The organism is Streptomyces sp. NPDC093795, from assembly GCF_044764665.1.
GTDB lineage: Bacteria > Actinomycetota > Actinomycetes > Streptomycetales > Streptomycetaceae > Streptomyces.
In genome coordinates, this window is record NZ_JBIWIO010000015.1 from 103,053 (window position 1) to 120,744 (window position 17,692).

A 17,692-nucleotide genomic window follows, 5' to 3' on the forward strand; every position below is an offset into this window, starting at 1 on the left:
TCTACCGGCTCAGGAACGCGAGCCGGGCCTTCTTCTCCGGGATGAAGACCTCCGGCAGGTCCACCTCGGGCAGCACGACCTCAGGGCCCAGCTCGAACCCCGCCCGCACCATCCGCGCGATCGCCTTCTCGTTGGCCGCGTCCGGGTCGACCACCACCCGGGTACGGTCCCGCAGCGCGAAGGCGACGAGCGCGGTGAGCAGCCGGCCCGTCCAGCCGGGCCGCGGGGCGGTGCCCGGGGCGACGAGGAGGTGCACGCCGATGTCCCCAGGCAGCGCCTCGTAGCACTCGCTGACACGGTCGGCCTCGGGGTCGTACGTCTGGAAGAGCGCGACCGGCTCGTCGTCCAGGCTGACCAGGTAGCCGTGGTGGGTGGTGAGCGAGTCGATGTGCGCGTAGATGTCCCGGACCTGCTCGACGGTGGTGCCGACCATGCCCCAGAAGGCGGCCCGCTCCTCGTTGACCCAGCCGTGCAGGAGGGGGGCGTCGCGCTCGGGCTCGACGGGCCGGACCGTGACGGTGCCGAAGTCCTCGACGTGGTGGACGTATACGGCGGTGGTCATCCCTGCTCCTTGGTGAGGTACTGCCAGTCGGTGGTGACGGGGGCGAGCTCGCCCCTCAGCCACAGGGGAAGCTGGTCGCGGTGGTGCGGGTCGCCGGGGACGCCGGACGCGCCGAACGGCACGATCCAGCCGCTCCGTTCGCGGTCGGCGAGGTCCCAGACGTAACGCGCGGCGGAGGCGCGGGCGCTGCGGTCGGTCCACCCGGGCACGCTGGACGAGGACAGCACGCAGTCGTGGTCCCCGCCGAGCCCCGGCCACTGCGCGTCGTCGGGATCGGGCAGCGCCTGCCAGGGCGCGAGCCGGTGCGTCACGCCCCAGGCGGCGGGCGGCTCACCGGCGCCGACCTCGTCGAGCGCCTCCCGTACGATCCGGTCGACGTCCTCGGCGGGCACGGGCCCGGCCACGAGCAGGGTCTCCAGGGCGTACGCGACGCGCGGCCCGAGGGCCAGCCAGGGCCGGAACACCTCGGGGTACGGGGCGGGTTCACGCAACGCCGCGAAGGCCTCGTGACCGGCGAGCCGGCGCACCACGGCACCGCGCACGGCGGCGTAGAGCCCGGCGCCGACGCTCTCCGCGTCCATCCGCCGGTCCCAGGCGAGCAGCCGGTCCCGCACGGCGGAGGCGGCGGGGGAGAGGCCGACGGCCTCGGCGCCGGGACCGTCCGTGAGGGGGCTGCCTGCGCCGGGGCCGTCCGCGCCGGGGCCGTCCGCCCCGGAGCCACCCGCCCGCGCCTCGCCCGCCCGTGCCACCGCCGCCAGGAGACGGGCCGCCGACGCGTTGTCGGTGTCCCGGTGGACGGCGGCCGTGGTCTCAGGGGTCCACTCCGCCGAGGCGCCGAGCAGCGCGTCGATCCGTGCCGCGCGGTGCGGCGGGGCGAACTCGATGCCCAGGGGCGCGGCCAGGCCCCGGGCGTTGGCCATCACGGCGTGCCCGCGCACCTCGGCGCGGGGCAGCGGCGCCGGAGCGGCCTCCCAGGCGTGCGCCGGGTCCCAGGCGGGCACGATCCGCAGGGAGTTGGCCCGGTCCCGTACGGGTACGTGGCCGGCGACCCGGTGCAGCAGACCGCCCTGGGTGTCGGCGGCCAGGACGACGTTCACGGGCTCGACCCAGCCGTCGAGTGCCGCGTCCACGTCGGCGACGGTCCGGGCGCGCAGCAGCGCGGGCAGCACGCCGAAGCCGAGCTCGCCGGTGACGCGGGGCGGGTAGCGGAGGCTGACGGCCTCCCACGGGGAGGAGCCGCCCTCAGGCCCGTCCTCGGGCGCGTCCCCGAGCCTGTCCCCGACCCCGGCCCCCGCCCCGCCCTCGGGCGCGTCGTCGACGCCGATGATCACCGGGCCCCGGTCCGTCTCGACCACCTCGACCACGACCGGCTCCCCGCCCGCGACCTCGATCGTCTCGGTGTGCGCGGCCGCCGTGCGCCAGCCCTCGGGGCCGTACGCCTCCACCCCGCCGTCCGGGAGGCGTCGCAGCCGCTCCCGGTAGAGGTCCTGGTAGTCCGCCATGGCGTTGGTGATCGCCCACGCCACCGGACCGGTGTGGCCGAAGTGGGCGAGCCCGGGGATGCCGGGCACGGCGATGCCCACCACGTCGTACGCGTCGCAGGCGAGCCGGATCTGCTGGTAGACGCCGGGCGCCTCGATGAACCGGTGCGGGTCGCCGGCCACCAGGGCCGCCCCGCTCGCGGTCCGCTCGCCCGCGACCATCCAGCCGTTGGAGCCGGCGGTCCCGGGCCCGTCGGTCGCGAAGAGCTCCGTCCACTCCTCGCCGAGCCGCCGGGCGACCTCCTCGCGCCACAGCTTGGTGGGGAAGCCGGCGAACAGGATGTGGGTCGAGAGCCAGACGGCGAGCGGGGTCCACGGCTCCCATCGTCCGGGCGCGAGGCCGGTCTCCGCGAACTCGGGTGCGCGCCGCGCCCCTTCCGCCAGACCGTCGTTGACCCCGTCCACGTACGCGCGTACCCACGCGGCCGTCTCCGCGTCCTCGCGTGCGAGCCGCTCGAAGCAGCGGCGGGCGGTGTCCGCGAGCCGGGAGCGGCGGGCGAAGGTGTCCCAGCCGAGTTCGGCGGCGCCGAGGAAGGCGGCCGTGGTGCCCTGGGCCCGGTGCCGCTCGACCTCCAGCTGCCAGGCCCGGTCGCGGGCGGTGACCCGGCCCTGCGCGAAGGCGAGTTCGTCCGGGTCCGCGGCGCGCAGATGAGGGACGCCCCAGGCGTCCCGGTAGACCTCGATGCTCACGACAGACCCCGATCCCGTCCATGTCCGCTGAGATTTTCTTAGGTTAGGCTGACCTAAATTAATCTACAGGAGTTCAGGGGAGGGGATCGCGGTGGGTCACGGTTGGCAGGGTGCCGTTCTCAAGCTGATGCGCGGCAAGGACTTCACGTTCACCGTGACGGGCGCCGAGCAGGTCACGGAGGACTACCGCCGGGTGCACTTCACGGACGGCGGCCTGCTCGCCGCCGCCGGGGTCCATCCGACGATGTGGGTACGGCTCTGGTTCGAGGACGCGGGCAAGCCGCACCAGCGGGCGTACACCCTGGTCGACCCGGACCCGGAGGCCGGCACGTTCAGCCTGGAGTTCGCCCTCCACGACGGCGTCGCCAGCCACTGGGCCCGTACCTGCGCCCCCGGTGACACCGTGGACGCGACCCTCCAGGGCACCGGTTTCGAGGCCCCCGACCCGCTTCCGAGCCGGCTGCTCGTGGTCGGCGACCCGGCCTCCCTGCCCGCCGTGAACTCCCTCCTCGACGCGCTTCCGGACGTCCCGGCCACCGTCTGGTTCGAGACCCAGCACGCCTCGGACGAGGACCTGCCGGTCCGGCTCGACGCGGCACGGCACGAACTGCGCCGGGTGCCCCGCCGGGACGGCGGCGCCGACCTCGTCGCCCGGGTGAAGGCCGAGCTCCCCGCGCTCGCCGACCCCACCTCGTACGTCTGGATCGCCTGCGACACCGCGACCACCCGCACCCTCGCCACGTACGCGCGCAAGGAGCTCGCCCTGCCCAAGGAGCGTGTCCACGCGCTCGGGTACTGGCGCGCGAGCTGAACGCATCGCGTTGACGATCCGTTACTCCGGCGGAGTGCGGATCGTTCTCACTTCTCCCGCGCGCCCCCGCTCCCGCTCGCTCGTGCGAGAGACGCGGGGCGCCGGTGAACGGTTGTGCCGAGAAAAATCGAATATGAACACGGAAACCCCCCTTTGGAGTGAACTCACGCCAGGCGACTGCCGGTTCACTCTCCGTGCGTAAAGATTCCGGTGTCTCAAGTCGCCGAGGCCGCGCCGACCCACCGTCCCCGTGGTGAGCGGCCGGCGACGCCATGTCTCTTGTGGGGGTTCCACCACCTTGAACAGCAACACCTTCCGCCTGCCCGTACGTCGTACCGCCGCCGCGGCGACCGTCGCCGCCCTGACCGTCGGCCCCGTGCTCCTCGTGGCGCCGGCGGCGCACGCCACGGGCGACGAAGGACGCGCCACCGCCGTCGTCCTGCGGACCGCCCTCGACGTCTCCCTCCTCGGCAAGACCGTCGACGTGCCCGTGCGAGCCTCCCTCAACGAGGTCAAGGCGCCGGAGACCGAGAGCGAGACCGCGCTCTCCGTGAAGGTGCAGGGAGCCGAGGGCGGCAAGCCGATCGACATCCTCGCCGCCGACGTGGCCACCTCGAAGGCCACCGTGGACAAGGAGAAGGCCGAGGGGTACGTCAACCTCGTCAAGGCGCGGGTGCACGTCCCCGGCATCCCGCTGCTCTCGCTCATCGAGGTCGAGAAGGTCACGTCCAAGGCGCTGTGCGAGGTCGGCGAGCGGCCGGTCGCCGAGTCCAACGTCCTCGGCCATGTGACGGTCTTCGGCAAGAAGACCACCCTGTCCACCGGCGGCCGGACCCAGGTCACCGTGCCCGGCATCGGCCAGGTCACCCTGGACCTCTCCCGTAACTCCACGACCTCCCGTACGGCCGCGGCGACGGCCCTCGAACTCAAGGTGGAGGTCGACCCGCTGAAGCTCGGCGTGGCCGAGGTCAACGGCACCGTGACGCTGGCCGAGGCGACCTGCGAGACGCCGAAGGGCACGGCCCCGACCGAGAAGCCCACGCAGAAGCCCACCGAGAAGCCAACCGAGCGGCCCACCCAGAAGCCCAGCGAGCGGCCCTCCGAGCAGCCCACGCAGCAGCCCTCGGCCAGGCCGAGCGACGCCGGCGGCATCAAGACCAACAACGGCGGCACCACGCCCACCGAGAACCTCGCCGAGACCGGCGGCAGCTCCACCACCCCGTACATCGCGGCCGGAGCGCTCGCCCTCGTCGTGGCCGGCGGCGGCGCCCTCGCACTGACCCGCTCGCGCGCCCGCTCCCGAGGCTGACGGCCCGGGATGACGGTCCGAGGAGGGACGGCCCGGGGCTGACCGGCCCGAGGGGGGACGGCCGAAAGGGGACGGCGCCGGGGGGCGCGGGACGGCTGCGGGGAGGGCGACGGTGACGACGTCGCCCTCCCCGCACCTGCCCGCTGTCCGCGGTTATCCGCCGATCAACAGAGCCTGGTCGAGGGCCTGGAGGAAGCGGTTCGTCGTCACCCGGTCCCGCACCGCGAGCCGCAGCCAGTTCCGGTCGAGCCCCGGGAACGTGTCGCCCCGGCGGACCGCGAACCCCAGCGACCGCAGCCGCTCCCGGACCGCGTCCGCCCCGTCGATACGGATCAGCACGAAGGAGCCCTCCGACCCCGCCACCGTCCGCACCTCGTCGAACTCCGCGAGCCCCGCCAGCAGATGGGCCCGCTCCACCCCGATCCGGTGCGCCGCGTGCTCGGCCTCCGCGAGCGCCCCCCGCGACATGCACGCCTCCGCCGCCACCAGGGCCGGCGTCGACACCGGCCACAGCGGCTGGGCCCGCTCCAGGGCCGCGACCGTGTCCGGTTCGGCCAGTACGTACCCGATCCGCAGCCCCGCGAGCCCCCACGTCTTGGTGAGGCTGCGCAGCACCACGAGGCCCGGCACGTCGGTCCGCCCGGCCAGCGACTCGCGCTCGCCCGGCACCGCGTCCATGAAGGCCTCGTCCACCACCAGGATCCGGCCAGGGCGGGCGAGCGCGGTGATCGAGGCGGCGGGGTGCAGCACGGACGTCGGGTTCGTGGGGTTCCCGACCACCACCAGATCCGCGTCCTCGGGGACCGCCGCCGGATCCAGCCGGAAACCGTCCTCCTCGCGCAGCAGCACCCGCCCCACGTCGTGACCGACGTCCCGCAGCGCCGCCTCCGGCTCGGTGAACTGCGGATGCACCACCACGGGCCGCCGCACCGGCAGCGCCCGGGCGAGCAGCACGAAGGCCTCCGCCGCGCCGGCCGTGAGCAGCACCCGGTTCGACGGCAGGTCGTGCCGCTCGGCGACCGCCGCCCGCGCGGCCCGGCCGTCGGGATAGGCGGCGAGTCCGGTCAGGGAGTCGGCGATGCGCTCCCGCAGCCAGTCCGGTGGGGTGTTCGTCCGGACGTTGACCGCCAGATCGATGAGTTTGTCGTCCCGGACCTCGGCGTCACCGTGGTGGCGCAGGTCGTGGGCGTCGGTATGCGTATGCATGTCCATGGCCGCCGTCGTGTGGGGGGTGGGGATGGTGGGGGGTGAGCCAGGCTCGCCTGCGATGTACCCGTGCGCCAGGGGCAACAACCGTACGCCTGAGGCGTCTTCGTTCGGACGAAACGGGACGGAAGCGGCGAGGGCGCACGTTACGCGCCGGGATTTCCGCTTCGGCACGAGCAGGACGGCCCCGCCGACGATTCTGCGGGTGCCCCCGCCGCCGGCCCTGACGACCGCCCCGCCCACGGCCCCGCCGCCGGGCCCGCCCCCGCCACCCCCACGCGCCCGCGTGCCCCCGTCGCTCTCCGCCGCCGACGCTGCAAGGAGCGCCGCCGCCTCCGCCACCGACGCCGTGCCCGTCGCCGCCAGCGGCAGCGCCGACGGATGCGGTACGGACACGGCCGCCAGCTCCTCGGCCGCGAACCCCCGTACGGGAACGCCGAGAAGCGCCGCCGCCCCCGCCAGGCCCGGTTCCGCCGCCCGCGCGTCGAGCGTGGCGAGCGACCGGACGTCCGCGCGCCTCAGCCCCGCCTCCCGCAGGACCGCGTCGACCAGGGCGAGCACCTCGTCCACCGGGGCACCCGGCCGGGCCCCGACACCGAGGTGCGCGGACGCCCCCCGATCCGGTACCAAAGCCCCATGGCTGTGGTCGTCGCGCTCGGCGCGTTCCTCATGACGCTCTTCGGCGGCTGGGTCGCGGGGCGCGTCACCGACCGGCGCCACCTCGTCCTCGGTCTCGCCGGCGGACTCATGCTCGGCGTCGTCGGACTCGACCTGCTGCCGGAGGCGCTGGAGGCCGCGGGCGCCGCGGTCTTCGGCGTCCCCGAGGCCCTGTTGCTCTTCGTCGGCGGCTTCCTCTTCGCCCACGTCGTGGAGCGCCTGCTCGCCGTCCGCCGTGCGGCGCACGGGGTCGGGGCCGACGAGAGGGTCCCGCAGGTCGGTCTCACCGCGGCCGCGGCGATGGTCGGACACAGTCTCATGGACGGCATCGCCCTGGGCGCCGCCTTCCAGGTCGGCGGCGGCATGGGCGCCACCGTCGCCGTCGCCGTCATCACCCACGACTTCGCCGACGGCTTCAACACGTACACGATCACGAGCCTTTACGGGAACGCGCGCCGCAGGGCCGTCGGGATGCTCGTCGCGGACGCCCTCGCCCCGATCGTCGGCGCCGCCTCCACCCTGCTGTTCACCCTTCCGGAGGAACTTCTCGGCAGCTATCTCGGCTTCTTCGGCGGCGCCCTGCTCTATCTGGCGGCCGCCGAGATCCTGCCGGAGGCCCACCACGAACACCCCGCCCGTTCCACCGTGCTGTGCACGGTGGCGGGCGTGGCCTTCATCTGGCTCGTGGTGGGCGTCTCCGGCGGCTGACCTCATGCGACCGGACCGCCCGCGGACCGCTCGACGCACTGCTCGACGAACCGCGCGGCCACCTCGGGGGCGCCCGCCCAGTGCGTGTGGACGTAACTGGCGTGCACACCCCCCTGTACGAAGCCCTCCACGCGCCGCTCCGGCTGCCGCAGCCCCCAGGCGGCCTGCGCCCCGGAGCCCGGCTCGATCACCGTGCGGTGGAACTCGTGCCCCCGCATCCGCGCCCCGGCGGGGGCGAGCACGCTGTCGCTGACGGCGACGGCGTCCCGGTACCCGAGCGTGAGGCGCGAGGACATCCGCGCGTCCGCGTCGAGCACCCCGCACATGGGCGTGCCGTCGAGCGACCGCGCCAGGTACAGCAGCCCGGCGCACTCGGCGGCGATCGGCGCCCCGGAGGCGGCGAGCTCGGCGACGGCCTTCCGCAGCGGCTCGTTGGCGGACAGCTCGGCCCCGTACATCTCGGGAAACCCACCCCCTATGACGAGCCCACTCGTCCCCTCGGGAAGCGCCTCGTCCCGCAACGGATCAAAGGTGACGACCTCGGCACCCGCAGCCCGCAACAGCTCCGTGTGCTCGGCGTACGAGAACGTGAAGGCGGCGCCGCCGGCGACGGCGATCACCGGTGTGGGCATGCGTTCCGCCGGGGCGGAACGGGTGGGCACACCGGAACCACCGGCGTGCAGCCGCCCCACCACCTCAGGCACCCACGGCTCGGCGCGCAGTTCCGGCGCCGACCGAGCAAGTGCCAGCAGCGCCTCCATGTCGCACCCGGCAAGAACCTGCTCCGCCTGCGCCGCCACCGCGGACACCGCCGCAGCCTGCCGCTCGGCCACCGGCACAAGCCCAAGATGCCGCGAAGGCGTCGCAACGGCCGGCGCCCGCCGCAACACCCCGAGCACCGGCACCCCCGACTCCCCGAGCGCCTCCCGCAGCAGATGCTCGTGCCGATCGGTCGCGACCTTGTTGAGGATCACGCCCCCGATCCGCACCTCCGGGTCCCAGGACGCGAACCCGTGCACGAGCGCCGCCACCGACCGCGACTGCGACGACGCGTCGACGACGAGCACCACCGGCGCCTTGAGGAGCTTCGACACCTGCGCGGTGGAGGCCAGTTCGCCCTGGTCGGCGGCCCCGTCGTACAGGCCCATCACGCCCTCGACCACGGCCAGGTCACAGCCGCGCGCCCCGTGCTCGAAGAGCGGCGCGACCAGCCCCGTACCGCACATGTACGCGTCGAGGTTGCGGCCCGGCCGGCCGGTCGCCAGGGCGTGGTAGCCGGGGTCGATGTAGTCCGGGCCGACCTTGTGCGGGGAGACGGCGAGCCCACGGCCGGCGAACGCGGCCATCAGGCCGGTCGCGACCGTGGTCTTGCCCGCGCCCGACGACGGCGCGGCGATGACGAGACGTGCTACCACTCGATGCCCCGCTGGCCCTTCTGACCGGCGTCCATCGGGTGCTTGACCTTGGACATGTCGGTGACGAGGTCCGCGAAGTCGACGAGCTCCTGCGGCGCGTTGCGGCCGGTGATGACGACGTGCTGGTGCCCGGGACGGTCGCGGAGCACCTCCACGACCTCCTTGACGTCGATCCAGCCCCAGTGGAGGAGGTACGCGAACTCGTCGAGGACGTAGAACTTGTACCGCTCCTCGGCGAGGTCCCGCTTGACCTGCTCCCAGCCCTCGCGGGCCTTCTCCTCGTGCGACTGATCGCCCTCGGCGACCTCGCGCTGGATCCAGGACCAGCCCTCACCCATCTTGTTCCAGGTGACGGTGCCGCCCTTGCCGGTCTCGCCGAGCGCCTTGAGGGCGTTCTCCTCGCCGACCTTCCACTTGGCGGACTTGACGAACTGGAACACCCCGATCGGCCAGCCCTGGTTCCAGGCGCGCAGCGCCATGCCGAACGCGGCGGTCGACTTCCCCTTGCCGACGCCCGTGTGCACCATCACCAGTGCGCGGTTGCGGCGCTGGCGGGTGGTGAGACCGTCGTCGGGTACGGCGGTCGGCTGTCCCTGCGGCATTAAGCGGCCCTCCTGGCAGTGGTCTTGTGGTGTCCCTGGACGTCTCTGACGAGGCCGGCGATCGAGTCGGCGCGCAGCTCGTCCAAGGTGACGGCGGTGCCGCCGAGTTCGCGTGCGAGTTCCCCGGCGAGCCCGAGGCGTACCGGTCCGGTCTCGCAGTCCACGACGACGGCCGCCGTGCCCTCGGAGGCGTGCAGCCGCGCCGCGCGGGCCGCGAGAGCGACCGGGTCGGCGCCGCCGCCGGTGGCCCGCCCGTCGGTCACGACGACGAGCAGCGGGCGGCGCGAGGGGTCCCTGAGCCGTTCGACCCGAAGGACGTCATGGGCCTTGAGGAGCCCGGCCGAGAGGGGGGTACGACCTCCGGTCGGGAGCTTCTCCAGGCGGGCGGCGGCCGCGTCGACGGACGAGGTGGGGGGCAGCGCGACCTCGGCGTCACGGCCCCGGAAGGTGATCAGACCGACCTTGTCGCGCCGCTGGTAGGCGTCGAGCAGCAGGGAGAGGACGGCGCCCTTGACGGCACTCATCCGCTGCCGGGCCGCCATCGAACCGGAGGCGTCCACGGCGAACAGCACCAGGTTCCCCTCCCGCCCCTCCCGGGTCGCCTGCCGCAGGTCGTCCCGCCGGACCACGAGCCCGGGACCGGTCCGGCCGCGCGCCTTCTGGTGCGGGGCGGCGGCCTGCACGGTCGCGGCCAGGTGCAGCTTGGTCAGCGCGCCCCGGGGGCGTACGGATCCGGTGGTACGGCCGTGTTCGGTACGGGCCCGGGAGCGGCGCCCGGCCGCGCCCTCGCCGAGACCGGGCACGCTCAGGACCTTCGTACGGAAGGGTTCGGAGGCCTGGACGGCGGCGCGCTCACCGGCGCCGGAGGGCTGCGGGGCGGGGGCGTTCTCCGGCGTGGGGGCGTTCTCCGGCGCCTCGGCGGACTCGGGCGCGGGCCCGTCAGGCCCGTCACCCTGCGGCGGAACCCCGCCACCGCCACCGTCAGGCCCCCCATCCCCAGGCCCATCCGGCTCGGGCTCGGGCTCGTCGCCATCGCCCTTGAACTGCTCCAGGGTCTCGTCGAGCTTCTCCTCGTCGAGGCCCGGCGCGTCGAAGGGCGAGCGTCGCCGGCGGTGCGGGAGGGCGAGCAGCGCGGCCTGCCGTACGTCGTCGGAGGTGACGTCGGTGCGTCCCGCCCACGCGGCGAGCGCGGTCGCGGTGCGGGCCATGACGATGTCGGCGCGCATGCCGTCCACCTCGAACGCGGCGCAGGTCGCGGCGATCTGGAGCAGGACGGCGTCCCCGAGCGTCACCTGCGGCAGCAGGGCGCGGGCGGTGGCGATCCGGCCGCGCAGCTCGGCCTCCTCGCCCGCCCAGCGCGCGGCGAACGCGGCCGGGTCGTCCTCGAAGGCGAGCCGTCGGCGGACGACCTCGACGCGCTGCTCGGGCTCGCGCGAGGCGGCGACCTCCACGGTGAGCCCGAACCGGTCGAGCAACTGCGGCCGCAGCTCGCCCTCTTCGGGGTTCATGGTCCCGACGAGCAGGAAGCGGGCGGCATGCCGTACGGAGACACCCTCACGCTCGACGTACGAGGAGCCCATGGCGGCGGCGTCGAGCAGGAGGTCGATGAGGTGGTCGTGGAGCAGGTTGACCTCGTCGACGTACAGGATGCCGCGGTGCGCGTCGGCGAGGAGCCCGGGCTCGAAGGCCTTCACGCCCTCGGCGAGCGCCCGTTCGATGTCGAGCGCGCCGACGAGCCGGTCCTCGGAGGCCCCGACGGGCAGCTCGACCATCCGCGCGGCCCGTTCGGCCGAGGGCGCGTCGGAGTGCGGCCCGTCGGGGCAGCCGGCGTCGGGCGAGGCGGGATCACAGCTGAACCGGCAGTCGGCCACCACCGGCACGGCCGGCAGCAGATCGGCGAGCGCCCGGACGGCGGTGGACTTGGCGGTCCCCTTCTCCCCCCGCACGAGCACACCGCCCACGGCAGGGCTCACCGCGTTCAGCAGCAGGGCAAGCCGCAGATCGTCCATGCCGACAACGGCGGTGAACGGAAACCGGGTGCTCATCGGTGGGTCACTCCTTCGGATCGCTGATGTGCGGACGACGGCCTGCGGCCGCCGACGGCGAGAGACCGACCACAGGGGCCACCCGCACTGTTCTCGTCCTGCCGCACGGGTGGTGCGGGTGGGAACCCCGGCCCGGCCGCAGGCCGGGCGCACTCCCGCCGGCCCGCGCCCGGGCACCGACCTCGGCCCGCACCGAGCGCGCCCGCGCTCACGGCGCCCCCGGCGGCACGAACGGCAGCCCCGTCGGGGCCCCCTCCTCGATCAGCCGCAGCAGCGCGTCCGTGTCCGCGTGCTCCTCGATCAGGTCCCCGAGCCGGTCCAGCTGCTCCTCCCGCAGCGCGCCGAACGACGTGTCCGGCGCGGGCACGAACCGCCGCCCGGACGCCGCCGCGACCTCCCGCAGGAACGCCCGCCGGAACCCGTCGCTCTCCAGCGAGCCGTGCCAGTGCGTGCCCCAGACCGCGCCGACCCGGCACCCGTCGAGGAACGGCTCCCCACCCTCGACCGAGGCGACCCCGTGGTGGATCTCGTACCCCTCCACCCGCTCCCCGAGCGCCTCACCGACCGGCCGCGCCAGGGTCTTCTCGCGCGCGAACCGGACCCGTACGGGCAGCAGCCCGAGCCCGTCGACGGCGCCCGCCCGCGACTCGACCTCGTCCTCGATGTGCTCGCCGAGCACCTGGAAGCCGCCGCAGACGCCGAGCACCGGCCGCCCCTCGGCCGCGCGCCGGGCCAGCTCGTCCGCCAGGCCCCGCTCCCGCAGCCACGCCAGCGCCGCCACCGTCCCGCGTGTGCCGGGCACGACGACGAGATCCGCGTCGACGAGCTCCTCGGGCCGGTCGACGAACCGCACGACCACACCCGGCTCGGCCGCCAGCGCGTCGACGTCCGTGAAGTTGGACATCAGCGGTACGGCGCAGACGGCGACCCGCAGGACGTCCGCGCCGACCGGCGGCGCCACGACCGACTCGCGGACCGTCCCGCGCAGCGAGACCCGCAGCCCGTCCTCCTCGTCGATGCCGAGCCCGTGCGCGTACGGCAGGACGCCGAAGGTCCGGCGCCCGGTAAGTCCGTGCAGCATGTCGAGCCCGGGTTCGAGCAGGGTCACATCACCCCGGAACTTGTTCACCAGATATCCCGCGACCAGCGCCTGGTCCTCGGGCGAGAGCAGCGCCGTCGTGCCGAAGAACTGGGCGAACACCCCGCCCCGGTCGATGTCCCCGACCACGACCACGGGCAGCTGCGCGGCCCGCGCGATACCCATGTTCACGATGTCGGTGCGCCGCAGGTTGATCTCGGCCGGGCTGCCCGCGCCCTCGCAGATCACCGCGTCGTACGTGCTCCGCAGCTCCTCCAAGCACGCGAGAACCGGCTCGAACAGTTCCTTCTGCCGCCCCCCGTGGTAGCCGCGGGCGCTCAGCTCACCGACCGGCTTCCCCATCAGGACGACCTGGCTGGAACGGTCGCTGCCCGGCTTGAGCAGCACCGGATTCATGAGCGCGGTCGGCTCGACACGCGCGGCCTGCGCCTGCATGGCCTGCGCACGGCCGATCTCCGCGCCCTCCCTCGTCACGAAGGAGTTGAGGGACATGTTCTGTCCCTTGAACGGCGCCACCTTCAGGCCCTTGCGGACCAGCCAGCGGCAGATGCCGGCCGTCACGACGCTCTTGCCGGCGTCGGACGTGGTCCCGGCGACGAGCAGCCCCCCACCCCTCATGCGTTCCTCCGCTTCCACGCGCTCACGAGCAACCGGCCGCCCACGCAGGCGGCCAGGGTCAGTCCGGTGACCCGGCGGGACAACCGCACCGCCCGGTCGATGTCGGCGACCTCGACGGGCCGCCCCTCCCCGTTGAGCACCGGCCGGTGTTCGACCCGCCCGTCGTACGAGAGCGTCCCCCCGAGCCGTACGCCGAGCGCCCCCGCGAAGGCCGCCTCCACCGGGCCGGCGTTGGGGCTCGGGTGCTTCGCCGCGTCCGCCCGCCAGGCCCGTACGGCCCCGCGCGCATCGCCGCCCGCCACCGTCGCGAGCGCGGCCGTCAGCCGGGCCCCGGGCCAGCCGGCCACGTCGTCGAGCCGGGCCGAGGCCCAGCCGAAGCGGCGGTGGCGGGGCGACTTGTGGCCGACCATCGCGTCCAGGGTGTTGACGGCCCGGAAGCCGAGCAGGCCGGGCACGCCCGCGACCGCGCCCCAGAAGAGGGCGCCGACGACGGCGTCGGAGGTGTTCTCGGCGACCGATTCGACGACCGCGCGGGCCATCGCGGGCCCGTCGAGGGACTGCGGGTCGCGCCCGCACAGGTGCGGCAGCCGTTCCCTGGCCACGTCGAGGTCGCCGGCGGCGAGCGCCCCGCCGATCGCGCGGGCCTCCCGGCCCAGGGTCGTACCGCCGACGACGGCCCAGACGGAGACGGCGGTCAGCGCCACGGAGGCGGCCGGCCGGTTCCGTACGGCCCGTGCGGCGAACGCGCCGAGGGCGGCGGTGGAGCCGGCGCAGACGGCGGTGTGCAGGGCGCCCCAGCCGCGATGATCGTGGTGGAGGCGCCGCTCGACCGCGGCGGCCGCCCGGCCGAAGGCGGCGACGGGATGTCCGCGGCGGGGGTCTCCGACGAGCAGGTCGACGGCGAGACCGGCGGCCGCGCCGAACGCGAAGTCACCGGGGGATCGGAAAGGTCGGAACGGTCTGCGGCCGCGGCCGGGCATGGCGCATGTCCTCACTCAGGGTCCGCGCCCTGGATCGACGTGACCGGCGGCGAGAGTTCCTGACTCCCGGACCCTTCGGATCCGGTCACAGTGGCGGGACCGCGCCGGATTCGCACCGGACTTCCTCTACTGCCGCCGTAATGGCCTCGGCAGTCCACCACGCCCGGGAACAGCCGTCAACTCACCCTTGACCTGCACCGCGTCACTGTGCGAAGCACCACAAACACGACGGCCGGGCGGCCCGTACCCGAAGGTGCGGACCGCCCGGCCGGGGGACTGCGGGACCGTCAGACGACGATCAGGTAGATGCCGTACGCCACGGCCGCGAGGCACAGGGCGAAGCAGGCGTAGGCACCGGTGCGGGCCAGGGTGGCGGAGCCTCCCTGCGCGGCGGCCTGCTCCTGCTTGGAGAGGCCGATGATGCCGAGGGTGAAGAGGCCCACCAGGGCGACGGTCGCCACGAGGCTGACTCCGAAGACGGAGCCGAGGGCTGCCCAGTCGATCTTCATGTCGTTCGTTCCTTACACCGCTGCGGCGGGGGCCTGGGGGGCGGCCGGGTCGGTGGGAACCGGCGCGGGGATGGTGGTCTTGAGGTCCTCGTCCGCGACGGCGGCGACGGAACCGGCCGTGGGCGGCGGGGTGACGGCCGCCATGGCGGTGGTCACCACACCCGCGGGCTCGGCGTCGAGGTCGTCGGCGGTGACGTTGTGGTGGTCGACCGGCTTGCGGCGGGACAGCGACCAGATGACGGCCGAACCGCCGACCAGGAGGACCGCGACGGCGGCGATGCCCCAGGGGCCCTGCTTGGTGAGGAACTCGGCACCGGCGCCGACCAGGCCCGCGGCGGGCAGGGTCAGACCCCAGGCGACGAACATCCGGGTCGCGGTCGACCAGCGGACGACACCGCCCTTGCGGCCGAGACCCGCGCCCATCACGGCACCCGAGCAGGACTGGGTGGTGGAGAGGGAGAAGCCGAGGTGCGAGGAGGCCAGGATGACCGTCGCGGCGCTGGTCTGGGCGGCGAAGCCCTGCTGCGGCTGGAGGTCGGTGAGGCCCTTGCCCATGGTGCGGATGATGCGCCAGCCGCCGAGGTAGGTGCCGAGGGCGATCGCGACACCGGCGGCGACGATGACCCAGAGGGGCGGGTTCGAGCCAGGCGCGACGACGCCCTGGGTGACGAGCGCCAGGGTGATGATGCCCATCGTCTTCTGGGCGTCGTTGGTGCCGTGGGCGAGGGAGACGAGACCGGCGGAGGCGATCTGGCCGACCCGGTAGCCCTTGGCGGTGTGCTTCGCGTCGGTCTTCGCACCGATCTTGTACGTCAGCCTCGTGGCCAGCATCGCGGCGAGACCGGCGACGAGCGGCGCGGCGATCGCGGGGATGAGGACCTTGGTGACGATGGTCGGGCCGTTGACCGCGGACCAGCCGGCCGACATGACCGCGGCGCCGATGAGGCCGCCGAAGAGGGCGTGGGACGAGCTGGACGGCAGGCCCAGGAGCCAGGTCAGCAGGTTCCACAGGATGGCGCCCACGAGCGCCGCGAAGATCACTTCTGTGCGAATGCCCTCTTCGTTGATGATCCCGCCGGAGATCGTCTTGGCGACCTCCACGGACAGGAACGCGCCGACGAGGTTCAGCACGGCGGACATGGCCACCGCCGTCTTCGGTTTGAGGGCACCGGTCGAGATGGTCGTGGCCATCGCGTTGGCGGTGTCGTGGAAACCGTTCGTGAAATCGAACACGAGAGCTGTCACGACCACAATGGCGAGCAGCAGCGTGATGTGTTCCATTTACCCAGGCAATCGTTTGACGTCAGTGGCTAGCCGAACGTAGGCAACCTGAGTGAACGGAAGGTGAACTGGGTCGGGCGCTGTGGTGACCCAATCCGGTGCCAAGGGATTCCGTTTACGGTTCCGGCGGGTGAGCTGTCCACGATGCGGTCACCCCGCAACCCCGGGTAATCCCGGTCTTCACGGGGCACGTACGACCTGCCCCGGTTCCTCCCCGGCCACCCGGTTCCGCTCCCTGGACCGCACCACCCGACCGGGCGACCCCGCGGAGGAGACCCACGTCACTCGCCGGAGTGGCCCGGGGAGGGTGGTCAGATCCGCCGGACGCCTCCGTGGCGGGCCCTCGCGTCCTTCCCGGAATGGCCGGAAGAAGCCCATGCCCGCCCCCGGCCGGGTCCGCCCGGTGGCAGGCCGCCCCCACCCTGCCGACACTGGGAGCGTGCGCCCGGCTACAGCGACGGCAGCGGCCGTCACCACCCTGCTCGGTGTCGGCGCGGCCGCGGTCGCGGCCGGCCGGTACGCCAGCGACGTCGCCCTCAAGGCGCCGTCCGGACCACCCCTGCCCGGGGACCCACGACTCACCGTGCACGCCACCGGCGCCGAACGGATCACCCTCACCCGCAGCCTCGCCTCGCTGCGCCCCGGTACGTACGGACTCGAGGGCCACGACCTGCACGCCGTCGTCGGCCCCGTCCTCGACCGGGTCCCGCACACCGCCGACACCGTCGTCCGGCGTCTGGAACGGGTCGAACTCGGGGCGCTCGGCCCCGGCGCCCGCGTCCGGTTCACCCCCCAGCTGCACCGCGGCACACCGCTCGGCGCCCTCGGGCTCGCCCACGAGGACGTCGAGATCCCCGGCGAGCTCGGCCCCCTGCCCGCGTGGCTGGTGGCGGGACCCCGCCCCACCTGGGTGATCGCCCTGCACGGCCTCGGCACCACCCGCGAGCACCCGCTGAACGTCGTCCCCTTCTACGCACGCCGCAGGATCCCCGTCCTCGTCCCCGCCTACCGCGGCGACGAAGGAGCACCCGCGGCCCCGGACGGCCTGGCCCGGCTCGGCGACTCCGAGTGGCGCGACGTCGACGCCGCCATCCGGTACGCGATCCGCCGGGGCGCGGCCACCGTCGTCCTGCACGGCTGGGGGACCGGGGCCTCCATGGCCCTGCGCGCCGCCGCCGAGTCGGGGGTGCGCGACCGGATCGCCGGCCTCGTCCTCGACTCCCCGGTCCTGGACTGGGAGGCCACCATCCGCAACCTCGCCGCGGCCCGGCACGTCCCGGCCCCGCTGCTCCCGCTCGCCGTCCGCGCCGCCCAGGGCAGGACGGGACCGCACGGCGACCTGCTCAGGGCCGCCTCCGCACCCGACGCCCTGCGCGTCCCGGTCCTCCTCCTGCACGGCCCCGACGACACCATCGCCCCCTGGGAGCCGTCCGTCGAACTCGCGGCCCGCCGACCCGATCTGGTCTCCCTGCAGACGGTGCGGCAGGCCCCGCACGCGGCCATGTGGAACGCGAACCCCGTCCGCTACGAGGAGTCCCTGCGCCGCTTCCTCACCCCGCTCCTCTAGAACCTTCGCGCCACCTCGTCCGCGCCGCCTCCGCGCCCGCTTCCGGAACCCCCGCCCGGGCCCCGCCCCCGGGCCCCTTCCGGCGGCCCGGC

The 17,692-nt window shown here is 74.3% G+C and carries 14 protein-coding genes and 1 riboswitch; of the genes, 4 read left to right on the forward strand and 10 right to left on the reverse strand.

Features of this window, described 5'->3' with window-relative positions; genetic code table 11:
- Position 1 precedes the first annotated feature (1 nt).
- Both ACIRB7_RS31910 and ACIRB7_RS31915 read right to left on the reverse strand, forming a co-directional pair.
- Complete coding sequence (locus tag ACIRB7_RS31910; protein WP_403605732.1) at positions 2-562, reverse strand: GNAT family N-acetyltransferase; 561 nt, start codon at positions 560-562, stop codon at positions 2-4.
- On the reverse strand, positions 559-2,793 hold the full coding sequence (locus tag ACIRB7_RS31915; protein ID WP_403605735.1) for a penicillin acylase family protein: 2,235 nt from the start codon (positions 2,791-2,793) through the stop codon (positions 559-561). The genes ACIRB7_RS31910 and ACIRB7_RS31915 overlap by 4 nt, the downstream gene beginning before the upstream one ends.
- 91 nt (positions 2,794-2,884) lie before the next feature.
- Between ACIRB7_RS31915 and ACIRB7_RS31920 the strand changes: the two genes are divergently transcribed.
- Both ACIRB7_RS31920 and ACIRB7_RS31925 read left to right on the forward strand, forming a co-directional pair.
- Entirely contained in the window at positions 2,885-3,604 is a 720-nt protein-coding gene (locus ACIRB7_RS31920) for a siderophore-interacting protein (protein WP_403605738.1), read from the forward strand.
- Between the two features lie 298 nt (positions 3,605-3,902).
- Positions 3,903-4,913, forward strand: a complete 1,011-nt coding sequence (locus ACIRB7_RS31925; protein ID WP_403605741.1) for an SCO1860 family LAETG-anchored protein — start codon at positions 3,903-3,905, stop codon at positions 4,911-4,913.
- A gap of 153 nt (positions 4,914-5,066) precedes the next feature.
- Here ACIRB7_RS31925 and cobC read toward each other — a convergent pair whose 3' ends face one another.
- Positions 5,067-6,689 (reverse strand): Rv2231c family pyridoxal phosphate-dependent protein CobC, encoded by a 1,623-nt coding sequence (gene cobC / locus ACIRB7_RS31930; RefSeq protein WP_403605744.1) that lies wholly within the window; start codon positions 6,687-6,689, stop codon positions 5,067-5,069.
- 66 nt (positions 6,690-6,755) lie between these two features.
- Between cobC and ACIRB7_RS31935 the strand changes: the two genes are divergently transcribed.
- Positions 6,756-7,484 carry a ZIP family metal transporter gene (locus ACIRB7_RS31935; protein WP_403605747.1) on the forward strand — a complete coding sequence of 243 codons (729 nt, stop codon included), beginning with the start codon at positions 6,756-6,758 and terminating at the stop codon, positions 7,482-7,484.
- A 2-nt stretch (positions 7,485-7,486) separates the two neighbouring features.
- On the opposite strand, the gene ACIRB7_RS31940 is transcribed toward ACIRB7_RS31935, so the two are convergent.
- From ACIRB7_RS31940 to ACIRB7_RS31970, 7 genes are all read right to left on the reverse strand, one after another.
- Positions 7,487-8,899: a cobyrinate a,c-diamide synthase gene (locus tag ACIRB7_RS31940; protein WP_403605750.1), complete on the reverse strand. Its 1,413-nt coding sequence runs from the start codon at positions 8,897-8,899 to the stop codon at positions 7,487-7,489.
- Positions 8,893-9,501, reverse strand: coding sequence for a cob(I)yrinic acid a,c-diamide adenosyltransferase (cobO, locus tag ACIRB7_RS31945; RefSeq protein WP_403605753.1), 609 nt, complete (start codon positions 9,499-9,501; stop codon positions 8,893-8,895). Before cobO ends, ACIRB7_RS31940 begins: the two co-directional genes overlap by 7 nt.
- Complete coding sequence (locus tag ACIRB7_RS31950; protein WP_403605756.1) at positions 9,501-11,546, reverse strand: putative cobaltochelatase; 2,046 nt, start codon at positions 11,544-11,546, stop codon at positions 9,501-9,503. The genes cobO and ACIRB7_RS31950 overlap by 1 nt, the downstream gene beginning before the upstream one ends.
- A gap of 208 nt (positions 11,547-11,754) precedes the next feature.
- Positions 11,755-13,263, reverse strand: a complete 1,509-nt coding sequence (locus ACIRB7_RS31955; RefSeq protein ID WP_403605759.1) for a cobyric acid synthase — start codon at positions 13,261-13,263, stop codon at positions 11,755-11,757.
- The gene (locus tag ACIRB7_RS31960) at positions 13,260-14,243 is read right to left on the reverse strand and encodes a cobalamin biosynthesis protein (RefSeq protein WP_403605762.1); all 984 of its coding nucleotides are present in this window, start codon (positions 14,241-14,243) and stop codon (positions 13,260-13,262) included. The genes ACIRB7_RS31955 and ACIRB7_RS31960 overlap by 4 nt, the downstream gene beginning before the upstream one ends.
- 33 nt (positions 14,244-14,276) lie before the next feature.
- Positions 14,277-14,409: riboswitch (cobalamin riboswitch) on the reverse strand.
- 121 nt (positions 14,410-14,530) lie between these two features.
- Positions 14,531-14,752 (reverse strand): hypothetical protein, encoded by a 222-nt coding sequence (locus tag ACIRB7_RS31965; RefSeq protein WP_073806560.1) that lies wholly within the window; start codon positions 14,750-14,752, stop codon positions 14,531-14,533.
- 12 nt (positions 14,753-14,764) lie between these two features.
- Positions 14,765-16,033 (reverse strand): anion permease, encoded by a 1,269-nt coding sequence (locus tag ACIRB7_RS31970; protein WP_403605765.1) that lies wholly within the window; start codon positions 16,031-16,033, stop codon positions 14,765-14,767.
- A gap of 439 nt (positions 16,034-16,472) precedes the next feature.
- Between ACIRB7_RS31970 and ACIRB7_RS31975 the strand changes: the two genes are divergently transcribed.
- Positions 16,473-17,600 (forward strand): alpha/beta hydrolase, encoded by a 1,128-nt coding sequence (locus ACIRB7_RS31975; RefSeq protein WP_403605768.1) that lies wholly within the window; start codon positions 16,473-16,475, stop codon positions 17,598-17,600.
- The last annotated feature ends 92 nt before the right edge of the window (positions 17,601-17,692 follow it).